We start from the raw sequence: 22235 nt of genomic DNA on the forward strand, positions 1-22235 counted from the left end.
GGAGCCGGTGCCACGAGTCCCTTCTCCCCGTCCAGCGGGCAGAAGGTGGCCGGCAGGCCGGGTAAGGGGCGTTTTCGCGCCCAAGCCTTTACCCGCGAAGATCCTTGCGCAGGATCTTGCCGACGTTCGACTTGGGCAGTTCGGTGCGGAACTCCACGTGCCGCGGCCGCTTGTAGTTGGTGAGGTTGGCGGCGCAGTGGCGCTTGACCTCTTCTTCGGTGAGGTTCGGGTCCTTGCGCACGACGAAGAGCTTGACCGCTTCGCCGGAATGCGGGTCGGCAATACCGATTGCGGCGCATTCGAGGATGCCGGGATGGGTCGCCGCCACCTCTTCGATCTCGTTGGGGAAAACGTTGAACCCCGAGACGAGGATCATGTCCTTCTTCCGGTCGACGATCTTCGTCAGCCCCTCGGCGTCCATGAAGCCGACATCGCCGGTGCGGAAGAAGCCGTCCGGCGAAATGGCCCTGGCCGTTTCCTCAGGCCGCTGCCAGTAGCCCGCCATCACCTGGGGCCCGCGAATGCAGATCTCTCCGATTTCGCCAGCGGGGAGCGTGCGCCCGTCCTCGTCCCGGATCTCGACCTCCGTCGAAGGCAACGGCATGCCGATCGTGCCGGTGAAATCGTCGGTGTCGAGGCGGTTGGCGGTCGCTACCGGCGAGGTCTCGGAAAGGCCGTATCCTTCATGAATCGGGCAGCCGGTGAGCTCAAGCCAGCGCTCGGCGACGGGCCGCTGCACCGCCATGCCGCCCCCGAAGGTCAGGATCAGGGACGAGAAGTCGAGTTTGCGGAATTCGGGATTGTTCATCAACGCGTTGAAGAGCGTGTTCAGCCCCGGAAAAATGTTCGTCCTGTACCTGCCGAGCTCCTTGACGAAGGCGGGGATATCGCGCGGATTCGGTATCAGGATGTTGTTGCCGCCGGTTGCCAGCCCCATCAGCGAATTCACCGTGAGCGCGAAGATATGATAGAGCGGCAGCGCGCACATGAAGGTGAGACTCTCCGGGCGCGGTTTGCGCAGGAAGGCCGTGTTCAGCCACAGTTCCATCTGGGCCATGTTGGACAGGAGATTGGCGTGCGTCAGCGTTGCGCCCTTGGAAACACCGGTGGTGCCACCGGTATATTGCAGGAAGGCGACATCCCCCGGCGCCACGTTCGGCCGCTTGAAGCCGAGCGTCGCGCCCTTGGCAAGAACCGACTTGAAAGAAAGGTGACCTGGAATCGACCAGGCGGGGACCAGCTTCTTCACGCGGCGCACCACCAGATTGACGATTGTTCCCTTCGGACCAAGCATGTCGCCCATGCTGGCGACCACGACATGCTTGACCTTCGTGCGGGGCAGCACCTGCTCGACCGTATGGGCGAAGTTCTCGAGCACGAAGATCGCCTTGGCGCCGGCATCCACCAACTGGTGCTCCAGTTCGCGCGGCGTATAGAGCGGATTGACGTTGACGACGGTGAAGCCGGCTCGCAGGATTCCGTAGACGATGACGGGATTTTGAAGGATGTTGGGCATCATCACCGCAACCCGATCGCCGCTCGCGAGCCCCAGCGACTGGAGCCAGGCGCCGATTTTGGCCGAATGCGCATTGAGATCGGAGAAGGTCAGCGCCTTGCCCGTGCAGGTGAATGCGGGCCGCCAGGAATATTGCGCAACCGCGTGATCGAAGAATTCGCCGATGGAGCGGTAGGTGAGCGGGCCGATGTCGGCGGGCACGCCCGGCGGGTAGGATCCGAGCCAGATCTTCGCCGTACCGGAACCCGACTGCTGGGTGCTTGCTTCCGCCATGACCTTCCTCCCTCTGGTCGCCAATGAACGGCCGTCATCGCGGCAAAGAAAAATCCCTCCCGATCTTCCTCTCCGTCGAAGATGCTGCTTTTAGCTCGCCTCTTCAAGCCGTAATCCGGATTATATAACTTTGACGTAAACGTCAACAATCGGCAGGCATGCACCGGTTTGTGAAATATTGATGTGCCCTGCAGCACAGTTCTTGCAGGTGCAGCCGGCCCGCCTATACTGCACTGCAGTATACCCTGCCACGACATCGGCTGCGCCGACGTCCCCAAGATATTTTACAAGATCCCTCCCAAGCGGCGGCCGACGGGCCGCGAGCCAAGGTAACGCATGTCCGAAGACGTCCTTTCCGCCGATATCGGCCCCACCCATATAGGCAAGTCCCGCAACAGAGTTTCCGCGGCGGAAATCGCGCTGGCTGTCGGCGGTTTCGGTATCGGTACCGGCGAATTCGCCATTATGGGTCTGTTGCCTCAGGTCGCAGACGACCTCGCGGTGTCGGTGCCGGCGGCCGGCGCCGTCATCAGCGCCTATGCGCTCGGGGTCGTCGTCGGGGCGCCGTTGATCGCGGTGCTTGCGGCGCGGTTCGCCCGTTTTCATGTGCTGCTGGTCCTGATGGCGGTCTTTGCGTTGGGCAATTTCGCGTCCGCATTTGCTCCAAGTTTCCAGCCGCTCGTCGCCGCGCGCTTTTTCGCGGGCCTGCCGCACGGCGCCTATTTCGGCGTGGCGGCACTGGTCGCGGCAGGACTTGCGGCACCGAACCAGCGGGCGCGCGCGGTCGGGCGGGTCATGATGGGGCTGACGATCGCCACCCTTTTCGGCACGCCGCTCGTCGCCTGGTTCGGCCAGGCGCTCGGCTGGCGCAGCGCCTTTGCGATCGTCGGCGGCATCAGCCTTATGACGATGGTCCTGATCTGGCTTCACGTGCCGCGGGACAGGGGCGATCCGCAGGCGACGCCGCTGCGGGAATTGAGCGCGCTGGGAAGCCTCCAGGTCTGGTTGCTGCTGGGCATCTGTGCGATCGGCTGCGGCGGGATGTTCGCCGTCTTCACCTATATCGCACCGGCGCTGACCCAGGTCGCGGGCGTTTCCGTCGCCAATGTACCCGTCATGCTGTCGGTCTTCGGCGCAGGCATGATCCTCGGCAATATCGTGGGTTCGCGGCTCGCCGATTGGTCGCTTACGCGCGCCATCGGCATCGCGCTCGTCTTCAACGTCTTCGCCTACATCCTCTTCTATTTCACCATGACGAGCCCCTGGATGGCGATCGTCAACGTGCTTTTCATCGGCGGTGGCTTCGCCGTCGTTCCGGGCGTCCAGACCCGGCTGATGGACGTCGCCGGAAAGGCGCAGACGCTCGCGGCAGCCCTCAGTCATTCCGCCTTCAATCTCGCCAATGCCCTTGGCGCCTGGCTCGGCGGCATTGCCATCGCCGCCGGCTATGGCTGGACTTCGCCGGGGCTCGTCGGCGCCGTGCTCGGTATCGGCGGTTTCGCCATATTCCTCGCCTCGGTGCTCGTGGATCGCCGGAGAGGGGACGCGTAGCCTGACTGCGTGCGAAACCGCACGCGCTTTCCTCATCCGCTCTAATCTCCCTGTCACGTCCCTTTGCTAGGTGAAAATGCGCGCGTTCCGGCGTAAAGGGCCGATTCGGAGCCGGCCGCCATCATTGCGCCGGAAACCGCGTCCAGCGGAGCGGAACGGGCTGGCAAGGTTGCGGGTTTGTTGTAAGGTTCGAAGAGACGGAGGAGAATTGGTGCAATTGGGCAATCGCGAACGAGAGAATCTACCTGTGGAGCCGCGGCTCTTCGGGCAGCCGGCCCATTCACGCTCCGCCCTCGTCGTGCCGATTTCGGCGGCCCGGTGGCTGCTCGTTCTCATTCTGCTTTGCGGCGTCTATTTCTTCCATGGTTTCCTCGTGCCGGTGCTTGCGGCGGTGGTCATCGGGTTCGCGAGCTGGCCCATCTATTGGCGGCTGCTTCAAGGCGTGAACGGCAACCGCACACTTGCTGCGACGATCGCCATCATTTCCGTCGTCGCCTTTATCGTCGTGCCGATCTCGCTTGTCGCGATCTATGCCGTTGACGAAGTGCGCGATTGGCTCGTCTGGGCGGTTGCGACCAATGCGAACGGCGCCCCGGCGCCTGCCTGGCTGGCGACGATCCCGGCGGTGGGCGCCTGGCTCGGCGAACAATGGGTCAAATATGTCGGTCACCCCGGCGCTCTCGGGGAATTGGTGCAGCTCGTGAGCGGCTCCAATATCGGCAATATCTATCGCGGCGTGCTCGTGGTCGGTGCCTCCGCCTTCCAGTCCTTCCTGACGCTCCTTTTCATGCTGATCACGCTCTTCTTCGTCTATCGTGACGGCCAGTCCTTTTCGAAGCAGCTCGACCATCTTGGCGAACGGATCTTCCCGATGCGCTGGGAGAGGCTGTCGCGCGTGGTGCCTCTTACGATCAGTTCGACGGTCACCGGCATGGGCATCATCGCGATCGGCGAAGGCATCGTGCTCGGCGTCGCCTATTGGCTGGCCGGCGTGCCGTCGCCGGTGACGCTCGGCATCATCACCGGCGTCATGGCGCTCGTTCCGGGCGGCGCTCCGCTCTGCTTCACCCTGGTCTCGGTCTATCTCGTTGCAAGCGGCTCGCCCGTCCACGGCGTCGCGCTGTTCACCTGGGGTACGACGGAGCTCTTCATCGTAGACAAGACATTGCGCCCGAGGCTCGTCGGCGGCCCGATCAAGCTGCCCTTCCTGCCGACGTTTTTCGGCCTGATCGGTGGCGTCAAGACGATGGGGTTTCTCGGTCTCTTCGTCGGCCCGGTCCTGATGGCGCTGCTGGTCGCCATCTGGCGCGAATGGCTTCGCGAGGTGACGAGCCAGCCGGAGCCGACCGTCAACGGTATACCCAGGGTGGATATTTCCGCCAAGTGAGACCGAAGCCGGCCACGCGGCGATATGGCATTTGCATGGAAGTTGTTTTAAGACAGACTGCAATCCTTCATTTGTAGGCCGTACCTCTCGAACATGAGTGTCGCACCCGACGGCGAAGACGCAGACAGGCCGGGCGCGAATCGTCGCCCCATCGCCGCGCGCGACAGCGGCTACGCGCGGCGCTTGACGGCGTTGCTTCTGAAGACTTCGGTCACGCCGAACCAGATCTCGCTTGCAAGCGTCGTCTTTGCCGCGCTGGGGGCAGGGGCCCTCCTTTCCGCAGCCCGCTGGCCGTTCCTTTATCCCGTGGCGCTCGCCGCTATCCAGTTGCGCCTCCTTTGCAATCTTCTCGACGGCATGGTGGCGGTCGAGGGCGGGCGCGGTTCGCCGGTGGGAGCGCTCTACAACGAGTTTCCCGACCGGGCCGCCGACACCTTGCTCATCGTTGCACTCGGCTATGCCGCCGGCGCGGGATGGCTCGGCTGGGCGGGAGCGCTTGCGGCCGCCTTGACGGCCTATGTGCGCGTCTTCGGCGGGTCGCTCGGCCAGGGCCAGGACTTCCGCGGTCCCATGGCGAAACAGCACCGTATGGCGTTGATGAGTCTCGCCTGCGTGCTGGCATTCGCGGAAGCGATTCTGATGACAGAGCGCCTCGTGCTTTACGCCACGGCTTGGATCATCCTTGCCGGCGCGCTCGTCACATGCGCGACCCGCACCAGGGCCATCGTCGCGCGCATTCGGGAAGGCGCGAACCCGTGATCGACCTGGCATTGATCGGCCTCACGCGGTTCATCGTCGGCGGGCAGGCGCACTGGATGGGCTCGCACCCGGAAATGCGCCAGCGCATATATTTCGCCAATCACGCGAGCCATCTCGACACGCTGCTGATCTGGTCGGCGCTGCCGCGTGCGTTGCGCGCGTCGACGCATCCGATCGCCGCGGCGGACTATTGGGGCAGGGGGGCCGTGAGGCGTCATATCGGGCTGAAGGTGCTGAACGGCGTGCTCGTCGAGCGCTCGACGCAGGGGCCGCCCGGAGCGGCTCTCGCGCCCTTGCGCAACGTGCTCTGCGAGGGTGAGTCGCTCATCCTTTTCCCGGAGGGCACGCGCGGCAGCGAACGGTTGCCGGGGCCGTTCAAGAGCGGGCTCTACTGGCTGTCTCAGGAATTTCCCGACGTGGAACTGATCCCGACCTATCTCGACAATCCCTCGCGCGCCTTTCCCAAGGGAACCTTTTTGCCCGTCCCCATCAGCTGCACGGTGCGTTTCGGACCGCCGGTCGCGCGCCACACCGGCGAAGAGAAGGAGGCTTTTCTGGAACGCGCCCGCGCAGCGGTCGCCGCACTTGCGCCGGAACCCATCGGATGAGGCCGCCATGTCCTTGAACGACAAACTCTTTATCCTCTTCGCCGGCATAGTCGCTCTTCTCGGAGCGGCATCGCTGATCGGCTTCGTGCTGTCGCGCCGCGCGACGTCCGAAACGGGGCGGGCGACGATCGACAATCTCAATGCCCGTATCAGGGCATGGTGGGTGATGATCGCCATATTCGCGGTGAGTTTCGCTCTCGGCCGCGGCGTCACGCTCGTGCTCTTTGCTCTCACTTCCTTCTACACGCTGCGCGAGTTCGTCTCGCTGACGCCGACGCGTGCCGCCGATCACCTGCCGCTCGTCGCTTCCTTTTACGTTCTGCTGCCGCTGCAATACTGGCTGATCTCGATCGACTGGTATGCGCTTTTCACCATTCTGATACCGGTCTACGGCTTCCTCCTCCTGCCGAGCCTTTCCGCGCTGAAGGGCGACACGGAGCAGTTCCTGCTGCGCGTCTCGCGCATCCAGTGGGGGCTGATGCTGACGGTCTATTGCATCAGCCACGCACCGGCCCTCCTGGCGCTCGACATCCCCGGCCGGCCGGGCGAAGGCTTTCTGCTGCTCTTCTTCCTCATCACCATCGCGCAGTTCAGCGATGTCATGCAGTATGTCTTCGGCAAGCTTTTCGGCCGGACGAAGATCGCACCGGTCGTCAGCCCGTCGAAAACGGTCGAGGGACTTGCCGGAGGCGGGCTTTCGGCCGTGGCTGCCGGCGCGGCCTTGTGGTGGATAACGCCCTTCACGCCGTTGCAGGCGGCCGCCATGGCCCTCGCCATCGTCGCCATGGGCTTTCTCGGCGGACTGGCGCTCTCGGCCGTGAAGCGCTCGATGGGCGTAAAGGACTGGGGCTCGATGATCAGCGGGCATGGCGGCGTACTCGACCGAATGGATTCGCTGAGCTTCGCGGCACCGGTGTTCTTTCACCTGACGCGATATTTTTACACGTGATGGGTGACGGCGGATCACGGTTTCGTGTTCCTCCATGAGGGAAGGATTGTACCCGTCGAAGAGTCGTTTCTCCTGCCGCGCCGTCGAAAGACTGCTGCGGTCCAACACGCATAAAAAGGAGAAGCCCTTGCGAATTGCGTTTCTGATTGTTCTGACAACGATTCTTGCCACGCCTGCTTCGGCGCAGGACACCGCACTCCATGACCCTTCGATCAGCCGCGATGCCCAGGATGGGGTGATCCGTCTGTACGGTGCAGGCGGTCCGCACACCGCCATCCGGAAAGTCGCGGACGTCTGGACGAAGGAGACCGGCCGCAAGGTCGAAATCACCGCCGGGCCGGAGAAAACATGGTCGAAAAAGGCGCAGGCCGATGCGGACGTCATTTGGGGCACCTCCGAGCAGGCGATGACTGCTTTTCTCGAGACGTATCAAGGATTTTCGTCGGATCAGGTCGCGCCGATTTACCTGCGTCCCGCAGTGATTGCCGTGAAAGCGGGTAATCCCAAGGGGATCGCAAAATTCGAGGACCTTCTGGCGGTCGGGACGAAAATCGTCGTAACCGAGGGGGCTGGCGTCGCCAACACATCGGGGACGGGTGTATGGGAGGACATCGCGGGCCGCCTCGGCCGGCTGGAGGATGTCGCGGCGTTCCGCAGGAACATTGTCGCTTTCGAACATGGTTCGGGCGCGAGCTTCAAGGCGTTCAAAGCGTTGGATGCAGACGCCTGGATCACCTGGCCGAATTGGCCGGTTTCGAACCCCGACACCCTGGAAGCGGTGATGCTGTCGAGCGATCGGGCAATATGGCGCGACTTGAGCGTCGCGCTGGCCCCCGACGCCGATCCCGAAGCAAAAGCGTTTCTGGACTATCTGATCTCCGATGAAGCGCAGAAGATCATGTCCCGCGAAGGCTGGATACGCTGATCTGATTTGCTGTGCCAGCGCGGCCCCCCAGTCGCGACGGCGTGATCATGGACGACCGTCCGCTTAAAAGATCAGCGGCGTCCGCGGGGGCGATCGATAATGCCGGGGCGTGGCTATCTTTCCTGCCGCCACGCTCACGGCTTTCAGCACGGTCGGACGGCCGAAAAGAGATTTCCCTTCTTTGCACATCCTGCGATCACCGCGGCCGGAGAGGCATACAGCAACGGTTAGAAGACGCTTAAGTCAGCAGCCCGTGTATTGCCGAGCTTTCGATAGAGCCATATGTCAGCCAATCAACCGGGCGACCCAGGAGCCGCCCAAAAACACTCTGATCTCTGAAGAAATGGTGCCGCTTACGTGACTCGAACACGTGACCCCATCATTACGAATGATGTGCTCTACCGACTGAGCTAAAGCGGCCCTTGGGGCGGTTCCGCGAACGTCGCGGAACGAATGTGAGGCGCTGATAAACGCAAAGCGGCGAGATTTCAAGCCATCAGTTTCGAGAACTTGAAAATTCCTGGGCCGGCGGCCCTTCGGAATTGGAATCGAAGCCGAGACGTGCGCGTGCGGCGTCGTATTCCTGTTCCAGCCGGTCGATAAGGCGGGCGACGGTGCCGACTTCGCGCACGGCGCCTATCCCCTGGCCGCAGCCCCAGATGTCCTTCCATGCCTTGGCGCCTTCCGTTGCCGTGCCGAAGTCCATCTTGGAGGGATCGGCTTCCGGCAGATTGGCCGGGTCCATCCCGGCGGCAAGGATCGACGGTTTCAGGTAATTGCCGTGTATGCCGGTGAAGTAATTGGAATAAACGATGTCGGCGGCGTTGCTGTCGACGATCATCTGCTTGTAGGCATCGCTCGCGCGGGCCTCTTCCGTGGCGATGAAGGGCGACCCGATATAGGCCATGTCGGCCCCCATCGCTTGCGCAGCGAGCACTGCGCCGCCGGTGGCGATCGCGCCCGAGAGCAGAAGCGGCCCGTCGAACCAGGCGCGGATTTCCTGCACGAGCGCGAAGGGCGAGAGCGTTCCCGCATGGCCGCCAGCGCCTGCCGCGACTGCGATCAGCCCGTCTGCGCCCTTGCGGATCGCGGAATTCGCATGGCGGTTGTTGATGACGTCGTGGAGAACGACACCGCCATAGGAATGGATGGCGGCATTAACCTCCGGCACGGCCCCTAGCGAGGAGATGACGATCGGAACCTTGTACTTGACGCAAAGCATCAGATCCTGTTCGAGCCGGACGTTCGATTTGTGTACGATCTGGTTCACCGCGAAGGGTGCCGCCGGGCGCTCGGGGTGTCTGGCATCGTGGTCGGCCAGTGTCTCGGTGATCTCCGCCAGCCATTCGTCGAGCTGCGATTGCGGGCGGGCGTTGAGCGCCGGAAAGGCGCCGATAATGCCGGCCTTGCATTGTGCGATCGTCAGCCGGGGATGCGAGACGATGAAAAGCGGCGCCCCTACGATCGGCAGCCTCGTTTTCCCTGACAGGATTGGCGGCAACGACATCGAAAAAATCTCCATCCCAACTTTGACGTTCTCGTAAACGTCAAAACTGATAGCAGCAACGGACGCGCTTGCCTACTGCATCGTTCCTGAAGTCCACCGGTCCGCAAGGACATGCAGCAACCGCGAGGGCAATAGCGACCTTTGCGCCTCCGATAAGACGCCGAGACACCGCAAAGCGGTGCGCGCTCCGGCAATTCGGCCACGCTCGCCCATGTTTTACCTGGGGAACACCGGACGAAGCCGCGGCTGCACTTGCGAATTCGCAATGCAGCGGTTACCCAATTCTTAATAAAACCAACGGCGTGTGACGGGAAGAGGCGGGGCTCGTCGCCAGAAAGGCACATCCGGCAGCGTATTGCGGCAACCGGAAGACTTCGCGCAGAAGGATTTGACGTGAGCGGACTTGAGACAGCGATCAGGAATGCGCTGGAAAGAGCGGATCGAAGCAATGCGGAGATCCGGGCGCGCATCTATCAGTCGGCGCGTCAGGCGCTGGAAAACGGTCTGCAGAAGCAGCAGATCGAAGATCCGGAGGTCATCTCCGTGCAACGTCACCGGCTCGAAGCGGTCATCCGCGCGATCGAGATGGAAGAGCGCGCTGCCCTTAAGGAGCGCGCTCAGACTCCGGTGGTGAGCCTTGGCGAGGTGAAGGCGAGGGGCGAGAGGGTAGAGCGCGCTCCCGAAGCGCCAGCACCCGCCGCGCCACGGAGCGAGCCGGCATTGAAGCCGGAGGGAAGCCCCCCTGCACAGGCGGATGGCGGGCTTGGCGCTTTGCGTCCCGAACGCGACGGCTCGCCGGCGGCTTTCAGAGCGGCGGCGGACGAGGGAAGAATAGAACCCGCGCGCAAGCCTGCTCCCGATCCGGGCGTCGCCGACCAGCGACCGCGCAAGCGCAGGCGCAGCCGGTTCTTCTCCTATGCGATGATCGTTGCCACGCTTGCAGCGGCGGCCGGTGTCGCCGTCTGGTGGGTTCAGACGAACGACCTGCTCCGGCCGCCGACGGACACCGGCGTCGCCAATCCGCCCGCGACGGTGGATGCGGAGGATTTCGACGGAGCGGCCGGCCTGCAGACCCTCGGCGCCCAGGAGGGCTTCTCCGGCGATTGGATAGAGGTCTTTGCTCCCGGAGAAACTGCGGCGGTCACGCCGGGGCCGCGCGCCAGCGCGGAACCGTCCGGCGGTGATGCAGGCGAGAGCCTGCGGTTGATTTCGGCAGCGGCCTCCAAGGAGGGCGATGTGGCGATCGAAATTCCCGCGGATGTCCTTGCCCAGCTGTCGGGCAAGTCATCGACACTCGCCCTGACGGTCCAGGCGGCTCCGGGCAAGGCAACCGAATTCTCGGTCGAATGCGATTTCTCGACGCTCGGCGACTGCGGCCGGCACCGCTTCACCGTACACGACGAGCGGGTCGACATGCTGTTGAAGATCAATTTCGAGCGCGGCTCGGCACCCAGCAGCCCTGGAAAACTGGTGATCAACAGCGATCTCAGCGGCGGCGGCAACAGCCTCGATCTCTTTGCGATCCGGGTGCAGCCGGGCGGCTGATCGTCAGCGCGTCGGAATCACCTGAGAAAACCGGAGCCGGAGCCGAGGATCTTCTCGTCGACATCGCCGATCGCCGTCTCGTCCTTGCCGTCATAGTCGAGCTTCGTCAGCATGTGGCGGATCACGTTGATGCGGGAGCGGCGCTTGTCGTTCCCGCGGATGACGGTCCATGGCCCGTGCTCCGTGTGCGTTTCCTTCAGCATACGGTCGCGTTTTCCGGTGTAGTCGTCCCACTTGTTCAGCGCCGCGATGTCCATCGGCGAAAGCTTCCAGATCTTCAATGGGTCGTGGCGCCGGTCATGGAAGCGCTTCAGTTGCATCTCCCGGCCGATATTGATCCAGAACTTGAAGAGATGGATGCCCTCGTTCGCGATCATCTCCTCGAAACGCGGCGTCTCTTCGAGGAATTGCTCGTACTGGTCGGCGGTGCAAAAGCCCATCACCGGTTCGACACCGGCGCGGTTGTACCAGGAGCGGTCGAATAGGACGAACTCGCCGGCGGTCGGGAAGGTTGCGACATAGCGCTGGAAATACCACTGACCCCGTTCGGTCTCCGTCGGTTTCGTCAGTGCGACGACGCGCGCGGAGCGGGGATTCATATTGGCCGTCGTCGCGTGGATCGCACCACCCTTGCCGGCGGCGTCGCGACCCTCGAAGACCGCCATTACGCGCGTGCCGGTCGCCTGCATCCAGAACTGGACCTTGACCAGTTCGATCTGCAACTTCGTCAGCGTTTCTTCGTACTCCTCCCGATCGAGCTTTTTCTTGTAGGGATAATCGTCGGAGCCGAAGGCTTCCTCGTCGATCCATTTCGGCAGGTCCGGATCGTCGATGTCGAAGATGCGGCTTCTGCCGTCAATCTCCAGTTCGACCGCCCGGCTCCCCGGCCTTGCTTCGGCCGGTGCTTCGTGGCGTGCCATCTGTTTCCTCCCGCTCGCTCGATTTCTCCGGAGGAGGCCATAATTACATTGCGGATTCAAGCATGTCGTGAAAATCATGTCATGAAGCAGCGCTATCTCTGCGCCCTTATGGCCGGATTCTGATGGAGGATTTGAGGCGGTTACCCTCACTTCTGCGGCATCCGGGCCGCTGGCTGGATCAGCAGCAGTCGTCGAGGTGCAGGAGGCAGCGAATTGAGGAACGAGGGTATCGTGTTGGATGGCGCGAAGGTGTTCTGGCGCACCCTGCTGCCGAGGTTGAAGGCGGAACGCGGGCTTCTCGGCCTGTCCGTCGTGCTCGCCTTCCTTGCCGCACTGGCGGGCATCCATCCGCTGGCCGTTCTGCCTTTCTGGATCGTGCTCGTCGCGGCCATCCTCAACCGGGGGGCACCGCCCGTCCAGGCAGCGCCGGCAAGCGGCGGCGCTGCCGTGGAAACCAAGGCCGACCCGCTCGCTCCCCTGCTCGACGCGCTCGACATGCCGGTGCTCGTCGTGGCGGCCGACGAGACCGTCGTCTTCCAGAACGTTGCCGCAGAGAAGGCTTTCGGAACCATCCCCCAGGACAGCTATCTTTCCGCCCGCGTCCGTTCGCCCGGCATTCTCGACATGGTGCGCGAGACGATCGCGACAGGCAAAGTCAACCAGATCGAGCATGCGGAACGGCTGCCTTCGGAGGCGGTCTACGTGGTTCGCGTCGCGCCCGCGGACATAGGTTCCGAAGTTTCCGGCCGGCGCATCTTCCTGCTGACGTATCGCGATATCTCGCAGGCCCGCCGCATCGACCGGATGCGCTCCGACTTCGTCGCCAATGCCAGCCATGAGCTGCGCACGCCGCTCGCATCTCTGCGCGGCTTCATCGAGACGCTGCAGGGCCCCGCCCGCGACGACCGGAAGGCCCAGGAGAAATTCTTCGGAATCATGCACGAGCAGGTCACGCGCATGAGCCGGCTCGTGGACGACCTCCTGTCGCTGTCGCGGCTCGAGTTGAAGTCGCACATCGCGCCGGACGATGCCGTCGATCTCGGGCCGCTGCTCGGACACGTGCGCGACAGCCTGGCGCCGCTTGCGGGGGAACTCGACGTGACGATCGCGCTGGAGGTTCCGCAGACGCCGGTTTTCGTCCAGGGGGATCGGGACGAACTGGTGGAGGTCTTCGAAAACCTTATAGAGAACGCCTGCAAATACGGGCAGGAAGGCAAGCAGGTCGATGTCCGGCTGACCGGCGGGAACGGTCATCAGGCGGAGGTGACGGTTACCGACCACGGCCCGGGAATACCTGCCGAGCATGTCCCGCGCATCACCGAGCGCTTCTACCGGGTCAATGTCGAGGCGAGCCGGTCGAAGAAAGGCACCGGCCTGGGCCTCGCCATCGTCAAGCATATCCTCACGCGTCACCGCGCCCGCCTGCTCATCCATTCGGAGGTGGGGAAGGGCACGGTCTTCAAGGTCCGCTTCTGACACACCACGCCGCGCTGAAATATTCCTACGAGGAAATCAGGAAGTATTTTCAGCATGTTAGCCTGTCATAAATGTTTCACCGAATTGACATAAAAGCTGTAGCCATCGGCGGCTAACTAGGGGCGGCCGATGAAACGGCGAAGAGAGCGCTGAACCCTGGCGCACCAACACAAGCCCATTCCGGGAGAACATTCATGAAATCTCTTAAACTCACTGTAGCGGCGCTGGTTGCATCCGCCGCCTTCGCGGGCGTTGCTGCGGCTCGCGACCAGATCCAGGTCGCCGGCTCCTCGACCGTTCTTCCCTATGCCAAGATCGTTGCCGAGAATTTCGGCGAGACCTTCCCCGACTTCAAGACGCCGGTGGTCGAGTCCGGCGGCTCCTCTGCCGGCCTCAAGGAATTCTGCAAGGGCGTGGGTGAAGACACGATCGATATCGCCAACTCTTCCCGCAAGATCAAGGACAGCGAAGTCGAGGCCTGCAAGGCTGCCGGCGTGACCGAGATCCAGGAAGTGAAGATCGGCTATGACGGTATCGTCTTCGCCACCGACGCCGGCAATGCCGACCTCGCCCTGAAGCCGGAGCACATCTACAAGGCGCTCGCTGCCGAAGTCGTCGTCGACGGCAAGCTCGTCGCCAATCCCTACAAGAAGTGGTCGGAAGTCGACGCATCGCTGCCGGACGCCGAAATCGCCGCCTATATTCCGGGCGAAAAGCACGGCACGCGCGAAGTCTTCGAAGAGAAGATCCTTGCCGCCGGCTGCAAGGACACCGGCGCTCAGGACGTCATCAAGGCCGCCGTCAGCGACGAGAAGCAGCAGCACAGCAAGTGCATCGCGGTGCGCAAGGACGGCATGGCCGTCGATATCGACGGCGACTACACCGAGACGCTGGCACGTATCGACTCCAACAAGAACGGCATCGGCGTCTTCGGTCTCTCGTTCTACGAAAACAACGCCGACAAGCTGAAGGTCGCGACCGTCAACGGCGTCGTTCCCTCGACCGAGACGATCGCTTCCGGCGAGTATCCGGTTTCCCGCCCGCTGTTCTTCTACGTCAAGAAGGCTCACATCGGCGTGATCCCGGGCCTCAAGGAATATGTCGAATTCTTCGTCGACGATCAGATGATCGGCCCCGACAGCCCGCTTGCCGAATACGGCCTCGTTGCCGCTCCGGACGCCGAGCGCGAGGAAATCCGCACGTCCTTCGAGGCAGGCAACCTGCTCTGATCATGACAGGCTCCGGCGCTTCTCAGCGCCGGAGCCGCATTCTTCCGAATTTGTCGGGGCTTACGACAAGCCTGTCGCGGAGACGTGCCGATGAGTACTTCGCTCCTTCTCCTGATCATCGCTTTGATCGGTTTCATTGCGTTTCTTGCCGGCCGTGCGCGCTCGTTCGCCCGGTCCGGAGGCAAGCTCGCCAGCCTGCATTCCCTGCCCGGATATCACGGCAGCTACGTCGCCATCTGGGCGATGCTGCCGGCTCTTCTTCTGCTTGCGGTATGGCTCGTCGCAGCTCCGATCTATGTCGATTACTCCGTTCGCTCGTCTCTTCCGGAACCGGTCCAGAACCAGGGGGCAGCCACCGTTCAGCTCGCGCTCGGTCAGGTCAAGTCCGTGGCCGCGGGCTTCGAACGCCTGAATGCGGGCGAGATCGCTGCAATCGAGAACGGTTCGACCAACATGCGGGAAGCCCTGGCCGCCAAGGGCGTGGCGCTTGCCGGCGAGGGCGAGCCTTACATGATCCAGTCCGCCCAGCAGTTCAATGCGATGCGGCAATATAGCCGCTGGCTGATGAGCGCCGTCGTGCTGCTCGTTTCCGTTGCCGGCGGGCTCTACGCGATCCGCAATATCGACGTCCGTTTCCGTGCCCGCAATCGGGTGGAGCGCGTCATGCTCGGCTCGCTCATCTTCGCCTCTTCCATAGCCATTCTGACGACGGTCGGCATCGTCGCCTCGATGCTCTCGGAGGCGGGCCGCTTCTTCACCATGGTATCGCCCTTCGAGTTCTTCTTCGGCACGGTCTGGGATCCGCGCTTCGCTGCGGCCGGAAGCGGCGGCGCCTCCGGCCAGTTCGGCCTGCTGCCGCTCCTTGCCGGCACCCTGTATATCGCCTTCGTGGCGATGCTTTTCGCGGTGCCGATCGGGCTTTTCGCCGCCATCTACATGGCCGAGTATGCGAGCCCGCGGCTGCGTTCCACAGCCAAGCCTCTTCTGGAGGTGCTCGCCGGCATCCCGACGATCGTCTACGGCTTCTTCGCGCTTGTCACCGTCGGGCCTTTCCTGCGCGACATCTCGGCGCAACTGAACGGTCTCGTCACCGGCAACTACCAGAACTTCATTCAGGCCCAGAGCGTCATCACCGCCGGCATCGTCATGGGCATCATGCTCATCCCGTTCGTTTCGTCGTTGTCCGACGACATCATCACCCAGGTGCCGCGGGCGCTGCGTGACGGTTCGCTCGGCCTCGGTGCGACGCGCTCGGAAACGGTGAAGAAGGTGATCCTGCCTGCAGCACTTCCCGGCATCGTCGGGGCGCTGCTTTTGACGGCCTCGCGCGCGGTGGGCGAGACGATGATCGTCGTGCTCGCTGCCGGCGTCGCGGCGCGCATGCAATTGAACCCCCTCGAGCCGATGACCACGGTGACGGTCAAGATCGTGAATCAGCTGACGGGCGACCTCGAGTTCACCTCGCCGCAGACGCTGGTCGCCTTTGCGCTCGGCATCACGCTCTTCGTCATCACGCTCGGCCTCAACATCTACGCGCTCTACATCGTGCGCAAATATCGGGAACAGTACGAATGACCGAATTTGCCTCCCCGACGGTAAGGGTCTCCACCCGACCTGCCGCAAGCCGACGCGATATCGGCATCAAGCGCCGCTATGCCGCGGAGCGCCGCTTCCGTGCCTTCGGAATCAGCGCCATCGCCATCGGTCTGTTCTTCCTCGCGGTTCTCCTCTGGAGCGTCGTTTCGAAGGGCTATACCGCCTTCCAGCAGACGACGATCACGTTGCCGATCGAGTTTTCCGAGAAGGTGATCGATCCGAAGAACGAACGGGCGACCGATCCGAAGCGGCTCTATACCGCCAACTATCCGCTGCTCGTGCGGGAGGCTCTGGTCAAGCAGCTCGGCCTCGATCCGTCGAAGCGGCCGCTGGTGAAGCAGGCGACCGATATGGTCTCCGCCAGCGCCCGGACGCAACTGCGTGACATCGTCGTCGCCGATCCGTCGGTGATCGGCAGGACGGTTCCCGTCACGCTGCTTGCCGAAGCGAACATCGACTCCGCCTTCAAGGGCCAGATCGACCTGTCGGTCGACGAAGCCAAACGCAAGGTGAAGGATGCGCAGGTCGCGTGGATGAACCAGCTTGCCGAGGCCGGCGTGCTCAAGAAGAGCTTCAACACCGGCATCTTCACCTTCGGCGCATCCAGCCGGCCTGAAGCGGCGGGTGTCGGCGTCGCCCTTCTCGGCTCGCTCTACATGATGCTGATCGTGCTCGTGCTGTCGCTGCCGATCGGCGTCGCCGCCTCCATCTATCTCGAGGAGTTCGCGCCGAAAAACCGGCTGACGGACCTGATCGAGGTGAACATCAACAACCTGGCGGCCGTACCTTCCATCGTCTACGGCCTCCTCGGGCTTGCCGTCTTCATCAACTTCGCGGGCATGCCGCGCTCGGCAGCACTCGTCGGCGCCTTCGTGCTGACGCTGATGACGCTACCGACGATCATCATCGCGACCCGGGCGGCCCTGAAGGCAGTGCCGCCGTCGATCCGCTCCGCCGCACTCGGCCTCGGCGCATCGAAGATGCAGACCATCTTCCATCACGTGCTGCCGCTTGCCATGCCCGGCATCCTGACCGGCACGATCATCGGCCTCGCCCATGCGCTGGGCGAAACGGCGCCGCTGCTTCTGATCGGCATGGTCGCCTTCGTGGTCGACTTTCCGGGGTCGCCGCTGGAGCCATCCACGGCGCTGCCGGTACAGATCTACATGTGGGCGAACGAGGCAGAACGTGCCTTCGTCGAGCGTACGTCCGGAGCGATCATCATTCTCCTGATCTTTCTCATCTTCATGAATCTCGGCGCAATTCTCTTGCGGCGTCGCTTTGAGCGTCGCTGGTAGTGGGGTAAGGACTATGAACATCATGTCGGAAGCTGCAGTCGAAAAGGCTCTTGAGCAGAAAATGAATACGGTGCCTTACAAGATGATCGGCAACGATGTGTCGGTCTATTACGGCGAAAAGCGTGCGCTCTTCGACGTCAACCTCAATATCCGCGAGAACACGGTCACGGCGCTGATCGGTCCGTCCGGTTGCGGCAAATCGACGTTTCTGCGCACTTTGAACCGCATGAACGACACGATCGAGAACTGCCGCGTCACGGGCAAGATCACGCTCGACGAGGACGATATCTACGATCCGTCGATCGACGTGGTGGAATTGCGTGCCCGCGTGGGCATGGTGTTCCAGAAACCCAATCCGTTCCCGAAGTCGATCTACGACAATGTCTCCTACGGCCCGCGCATCCATGGCCTGGCACGCACCAAGACCGAGCTCGACGAGGTCGTGGAAACGAGCCTGCAGAAGGCCGGGCTCTGGAACGAGGTGAAGGATCGGCTGCAGGAGCCGGGCACCGGGCTTTCCGGCGGCCAGCAGCAGCGCCTCTGCATCGCCCGCGCCGTTGCCGTCAGCCCGGAAGTCATTCTGATGGACGAGCCCTGCTCGGCGCTTGATCCGATCGCGACCGCGAAAGTCGAGGAACTCATCCACGAATTGCGGGCGAATTTCACGATCGTGATCGTCACCCACTCGATGCAGCAGGCGGCGCGCGTGTCGCAGCGCACGGCCATGTTCCATCTCGGCAATCTCGTCGAGGAGAACGATACCGATAAAATGTTCACCAACCCGGACGATCAGCGCACCCAGGACTACATCATGGGCCGCTTCGGCTGATGGCCGGAGAGGGGCGGAGTTTTTCCGTCCCTCCCGGTCAAGACCGAACGAGGCCCATTCAGAACAGCGCGTCCCCCGAGGAAACGAATATGTCTCACGCACACATCATGTCCGCCTTCGACGAAGAGTTGAAGTATCTCACGCGCCGCATCTCCGAGATGGGCGGTCTCGCCGAGCAGATGGTGGCGGACTCCGTCCGTGCGCTCGTCAATTCCGATCTCGCCCTGGCCCAGAAGGTGATCTCCGACGACACCATTCTGGACGACGCGGAACGGCAGATCGGCGAAAAGGCGATCGTCACCATTGCCAAACGCCAGCCCATGGCCTCGGATTTGCGGGAGATCATGGGTTCGATCCGCATCGCCGCGGACCTGGAGCGCGTGGGCGACCTCGGCAAGAACACCGCAAAGCGGGTGATTGCCGTGGCCGGTTCAGGCATACCGCGCAAGCTTGCGCGCGGCCTCGAACACCTGGCCGAGCTCGCGCTCGTTCAGTTGAAGGAAGTCCTGGACGTCTACGCGTCCCGTTCGCCGGAAAAGGCGAACAGCATTCGCGAACGCGATGAAGAGATCGATGCGATCTACACGTCCCTGTTCCGGGAACTGCTGACCTATATGATGGAAGATCCGCGCAACATCACGCCGTGCACGCATCTTCTCTTCTGCGCCAAGAACATCGAGCGTATCGGCGATCACGCGACCAATATCGCCGAAACGATCTACTATATGGCGACAGGCGCCCAGCCGCAGGGCGAACGGCCGAAGGACGACATGACGTCGACATTGGGTTCCGTGACGGACTGAGATCGCCCGGCATCCGGTGCCTATGCAGAATTGTTCCGGCCGCCTCGGTGCGGCCTACCACCGTGTGCGGCGGCATGACGGCTGTCGTGCGTAGGAAGGAGTCCTACTGAATGTTGCCGAAGATTGCCGTAGTCGAAGACGAGGAAGCCCTGAGCGTTCTCCTGCGCTACAATCTCGAGGCGGAAGGCTTCGAGGTCGATACGATCCTTCGCGGCGACGAGGCGGAGATCCGCCTGCAGGAGCGCCTGCCCGACCTTCTCATCCTCGATTGGATGCTGCCCGGGGTTTCCGGTATCGAGCTCTGCCGCAGGCTGCGCCAGCGGCCGGAAACGGAGCGCCTGCCGATCATCATGCTGACCGCGCGCGGCGAGGAAAGCGAGCGCGTGCGGGGCCTTGCCACCGGCGCCGACGATTACGTCGTCAAGCCCTTCTCGACGCCGGAACTGATGGCGAGGGTCAAGGCGATGCTCAGGCGCGCCAAGCCCGAGGTTCTGTCGACGCTCCTGCGCTGCGGCGATATCGAGCTCGACCGGGAGACGCACCGCGTCCACCGCCGCAGTCGCGAAGTGCGCCTCGGCCCGACGGAGTTCCGGCTGCTGGAATTTCTGATGTCCTCACCGGGGCGCGTCTTCTCCCGTTCACAGCTCCTGGACGGTGTCTGGGGACACGACATCTATGTCGACGAACGGACCGTGGACGTTCATGTCGGGCGGCTGCGCAAGGCACTGAACTTTTCCAACATGCCGGACGTCATCCGGACGGTGCGCGGCGCTGGCTATTCGCTGGAGAGCTGAGGCTGAAGGTCGCTGGCGCCCGTGCCGGCTTGCGGCATGGCAAAGAAAAAGGGGCCTTTCCGGCCCCGATTTTCGTCGTGCATCCAGAGCGGGATGAGCAAGGCGCCTCAGCGCATGCGCCGGCGCTCGGCGGAGGGCTGGTAGGCCAGCCGGGCATGGAAGGTGCAATAGGGAGAGGCTTCCGGGGAGTCGTTGCCGCAGAAGTGGAACTCTTCCTTGAGCGGGTCGCCGATCGGCCACTTGCAGGTGCGTTCGGTAAGCTCCGTGAGCTCCAGCCGCCGCGACATCGGCAGGACGATGTTCCTGTCGATCTGCAGCTCCTGGTCCATTTCCAGGCCGACTGCGAGCTCTTCCTTGAGCGCGGTCGCACCGGCCGTGCGGGTCACGGTGCGGGTTACGGAACGCGCAGCATAGTTCGGTGCGCGCGGGGCAGACGTCGCCCGTTTGGGCCGGGCTGCAGCGGTCGTGCTTCCGCCGGCCTTGGCGCGCCCGGGCAGGCTCAGCCGATGAACCTTTCCGATGACCGCGTTGCGGCTGACGCCGCCCAACTGCGCCGCGATCTGGCTGGCGCTCAAGCCCTCCGACCACAGCTTCTTCAGTTTCTCGACCCGCTCGTCAGTCCAGTTCATCTCTGCACTCCCCGTTCTCGGCGTTGGGATGGCGGAATCCGTCACCGCTCTCCGGGAAAACCCGAAGATTCAACGCGATAATACTTTTGGTGACTAGGTCCGCCGCATGCGTCTAGTAATTGAATGTTAACCTACCGGCAGGGTGACTCCGTGGCAAGAGTCGCCGGAATCGCGCCGAATCGATTTCGCGGTTTTCCCCAACTTGCTGTCGGAGCGTTGCATTTTTGCAAGTCCCAGAGTGCGATTTTTTCGCGCTTCGGAATCGGCATCCGCCAAGCGCCTGCAAACCTTGGTTTTGTTGACATCGCGGTGCGAAATGGGAATAGTGCCTGTCGCCGCCGCAAGGCGGCATTTTTGATTTTTATCGGGCCGAATGGTCCGTGCCGCCGGAATGAAGGAGAGCTCGACATGGCCGCAACCACGCCGCTTTACGACACCTATCTGCGCGCGCCGTTGCGTTTCGAGCGAGGTGAAGGCGTTTGGCTGATCGCCGAAGACGGCACGCGCTATCTCGATTTCGCTGCCGGTGTCGCGGTGAACTCGCTCGGCCATGCCCATCCTCATCTCGTCGAGGCGCTGAAGGCGCAGGCCGACAAGGTCTGGCATCTGTCCAATCTCTACGAGATTTCGGGGCAGGAAAGCCTTGCCCGGAGGCTGACCCAGGTGACCTTCGCCGATCGGGTGTTCTTCACCAATTCCGGTGCGGAAGCGCTCGAATGTGCGATCAAGACGGCGCGGCGCTATCATTTCGCCAAGGGACACGTCGAGAAGTTCCACGTCATCACCTTCGAAGGTGCTTTCCACGGCCGCACGCTCGCAACGATCGCCGCCGGCGGACAGCAGAAATACATCGAGGGCTTCGGGCCGAAGGCGCCGGGCTTCTATCAGGTCCCCTTCGGCGATATCGCGGCGGTCAAGAACGCGATCAATGAAGAAACCGCGGCGATCCTCGTCGAGCCGATCCAGGGCGAGGGCGGCATTCGGTCGGCATCGAAGGAATTCATGCAGGGGCTGCGCGAACTTTGCGACGAGTTCGGCCTGCTTCTGATCCTCGACGAGGTCCAGTCCGGTGTCGGCCGGACCGGCAAGCTCTTCGCTCATGAATGGGCGGGCATCAAACCGGATATCATGGCCGTAGCCAAGGGCATCGGCGGCGGCTTCCCGCTCGGCGCTTGCCTCGCGACGGAAGCGGCGGCCGCCGGCATGGTGGCGGGCACGCACGGTTCGACCTATGGCGGCAACCCGCTCGCAATGGCGGTCGGAAATGCCGTGCTCGACGTCGTTCTCGCCGAAGGCTTCCTCGATCAGGTGCGCGAGGTTGCTCTCGTCTTCCGTCAGGGGCTCGCCTCGCTGAAGGATCGTTTTCCGGACGTGATCGAGGAAATCCGCGGCGACGGGCTGATGCTCGGCATCAAGGCCAAGGTGCCCTCCGCGGACCTTTTGAAGGCGATCCGCGCCGAGAAGCTGCTCGTCGTCCCGGCCGGCGAAAACGTGCTGCGCCTGTTGCCGCCGCTGATCACCACCCCCGCGGAGGCGCGCGAAGGACTGGCACGGCTCGAACGCGCCGCGGAGGCGGTGAGTGGCAAGAGCGGCAACGCCGCGGCTTGAATGCCCCGACGTTTCGAATCGATCCGGCCCGGG

Annotated in this window: 19 protein-coding genes and 1 tRNA gene; 15 read left to right on the forward strand and 5 right to left on the reverse strand. The window is 63.1% G+C overall.

Features of this window, described 5'->3' with window-relative positions; translation table 11 throughout:
- Positions 1-88 precede the first annotated feature (88 nt).
- Positions 89-1789 (reverse strand): long-chain fatty acid--CoA ligase, encoded by a 1701-nt coding sequence (locus tag ACTJKL_RS24945; RefSeq protein ID WP_440854070.1) that lies wholly within the window; start codon positions 1787-1789, stop codon positions 89-91.
- A gap of 336 nt (positions 1790-2125) precedes the next feature.
- Between ACTJKL_RS24945 and ACTJKL_RS24950 the strand changes: the two genes are divergently transcribed.
- The 6 genes from ACTJKL_RS24950 (at position 2126) to ACTJKL_RS24975 (ending at position 7968) form a co-directional block, all read left to right on the forward strand.
- Positions 2126-3340: an MFS transporter gene (locus ACTJKL_RS24950; RefSeq protein ID WP_440854071.1), complete on the forward strand. Its 1215-nt coding sequence runs from the start codon at positions 2126-2128 to the stop codon at positions 3338-3340.
- Positions 3341-3551: 211 nt separating this feature from the next.
- On the forward strand, positions 3552-4727 hold the full coding sequence (locus tag ACTJKL_RS24955; protein WP_100670022.1) for an AI-2E family transporter: 1176 nt from the start codon (positions 3552-3554) through the stop codon (positions 4725-4727).
- Positions 4728-4820: 93 nt separating this feature from the next.
- The gene (locus ACTJKL_RS24960; protein ID WP_440854072.1) at positions 4821-5486 is read left to right on the forward strand and encodes a CDP-alcohol phosphatidyltransferase family protein; all 666 of its coding nucleotides are present in this window, start codon (positions 4821-4823) and stop codon (positions 5484-5486) included.
- Positions 5483-6094, forward strand: coding sequence for a lysophospholipid acyltransferase family protein (locus ACTJKL_RS24965; RefSeq protein WP_100669691.1), 612 nt, complete (start codon positions 5483-5485; stop codon positions 6092-6094). The genes ACTJKL_RS24960 and ACTJKL_RS24965 overlap by 4 nt, the downstream gene beginning before the upstream one ends.
- A 7-nt stretch (positions 6095-6101) precedes the next feature.
- Entirely contained in the window at positions 6102-7043 is a 942-nt protein-coding gene (locus ACTJKL_RS24970) for a phosphatidate cytidylyltransferase (protein ID WP_440854073.1), read from the forward strand.
- A 127-nt stretch (positions 7044-7170) separates the two neighbouring features.
- Positions 7171-7968 carry an extracellular solute-binding protein gene (locus ACTJKL_RS24975; protein WP_275596841.1) on the forward strand — a complete coding sequence of 266 codons (798 nt, stop codon included), beginning with the start codon at positions 7171-7173 and terminating at the stop codon, positions 7966-7968.
- Positions 7969-8312: 344 nt separating this feature from the next.
- Here the strand turns inward: ACTJKL_RS24975 and ACTJKL_RS24980 are convergent.
- Both ACTJKL_RS24980 and ACTJKL_RS24985 read right to left on the reverse strand, forming a co-directional pair.
- A tRNA-Thr gene (locus ACTJKL_RS24980) sits at positions 8313-8388 on the reverse strand.
- A gap of 76 nt (positions 8389-8464) precedes the next feature.
- Positions 8465-9475, reverse strand: a complete 1011-nt coding sequence (locus ACTJKL_RS24985) for an NAD(P)H-dependent flavin oxidoreductase (protein WP_440854074.1) — start codon at positions 9473-9475, stop codon at positions 8465-8467.
- Positions 9476-9868: 393 nt separating this feature from the next.
- Between ACTJKL_RS24985 and ACTJKL_RS24990 the strand changes: the two genes are divergently transcribed.
- Positions 9869-11020, forward strand: coding sequence for a biotin transporter BioY (locus tag ACTJKL_RS24990; RefSeq protein ID WP_440854075.1), 1152 nt, complete (start codon positions 9869-9871; stop codon positions 11018-11020).
- A 17-nt stretch (positions 11021-11037) separates the two neighbouring features.
- On the opposite strand, the gene ppk2 is transcribed toward ACTJKL_RS24990, so the two are convergent.
- Positions 11038-11940 carry a polyphosphate kinase 2 gene (gene ppk2 / locus ACTJKL_RS24995; protein ID WP_440854076.1) on the reverse strand — a complete coding sequence of 301 codons (903 nt, stop codon included), beginning with the start codon at positions 11938-11940 and terminating at the stop codon, positions 11038-11040.
- A 213-nt stretch (positions 11941-12153) separates the two neighbouring features.
- On the opposite strand from ppk2, the gene phoR reads away from it, so the two are divergent.
- From phoR to phoB, 7 genes are all read left to right on the forward strand, one after another.
- Positions 12154-13416, forward strand: a complete 1263-nt coding sequence (gene phoR, locus ACTJKL_RS25000; RefSeq protein WP_440854077.1) for a phosphate regulon sensor histidine kinase PhoR — start codon at positions 12154-12156, stop codon at positions 13414-13416.
- Positions 13417-13610: 194 nt separating this feature from the next.
- Positions 13611-14645 (forward strand): substrate-binding domain-containing protein, encoded by a 1035-nt coding sequence (locus tag ACTJKL_RS25005; protein ID WP_100669686.1) that lies wholly within the window; start codon positions 13611-13613, stop codon positions 14643-14645.
- Positions 14646-14735: 90 nt separating this feature from the next.
- Positions 14736-16220, forward strand: a complete 1485-nt coding sequence (gene pstC / locus ACTJKL_RS25010) for a phosphate ABC transporter permease subunit PstC (RefSeq protein WP_411923401.1) — start codon at positions 14736-14738, stop codon at positions 16218-16220.
- The gene (gene pstA, locus ACTJKL_RS25015; protein WP_338277959.1) at positions 16217-17539 is read left to right on the forward strand and encodes a phosphate ABC transporter permease PstA; all 1323 of its coding nucleotides are present in this window, start codon (positions 16217-16219) and stop codon (positions 17537-17539) included. The genes pstC and pstA overlap by 4 nt, the downstream gene beginning before the upstream one ends.
- A gap of 13 nt (positions 17540-17552) precedes the next feature.
- A complete protein-coding gene (gene pstB / locus ACTJKL_RS25020; protein ID WP_100669683.1) occupies positions 17553-18368 on the forward strand; it encodes a phosphate ABC transporter ATP-binding protein PstB in 816 nt (271 codons plus the stop codon).
- Between the two features lie 89 nt (positions 18369-18457).
- Complete coding sequence (gene phoU / locus ACTJKL_RS25025; protein ID WP_003530180.1) at positions 18458-19171, forward strand: phosphate signaling complex protein PhoU; 714 nt, start codon at positions 18458-18460, stop codon at positions 19169-19171.
- Between the two features lie 110 nt (positions 19172-19281).
- Positions 19282-19965: a phosphate regulon transcriptional regulator PhoB gene (gene phoB, locus ACTJKL_RS25030; protein ID WP_003530178.1), complete on the forward strand. Its 684-nt coding sequence runs from the start codon at positions 19282-19284 to the stop codon at positions 19963-19965.
- A gap of 107 nt (positions 19966-20072) precedes the next feature.
- On the opposite strand, the gene ACTJKL_RS25035 is transcribed toward phoB, so the two are convergent.
- On the reverse strand, positions 20073-20594 hold the full coding sequence (locus ACTJKL_RS25035) for a GcrA family cell cycle regulator (RefSeq protein ID WP_440854078.1): 522 nt from the start codon (positions 20592-20594) through the stop codon (positions 20073-20075).
- A 408-nt stretch (positions 20595-21002) separates the two neighbouring features.
- On the opposite strand from ACTJKL_RS25035, the gene ACTJKL_RS25040 reads away from it, so the two are divergent.
- Positions 21003-22202, forward strand: coding sequence for an aspartate aminotransferase family protein (locus ACTJKL_RS25040; protein ID WP_440854079.1), 1200 nt, complete (start codon positions 21003-21005; stop codon positions 22200-22202).
- The last annotated feature ends 33 nt before the right edge of the window (positions 22203-22235 follow it).

Origin of the sequence: Sinorhizobium sp. 22678 (assembly GCF_052044265.1) — a bacterium.
Lineage (GTDB): Bacteria > Pseudomonadota > Alphaproteobacteria > Rhizobiales > Rhizobiaceae > Sinorhizobium > Sinorhizobium meliloti_A.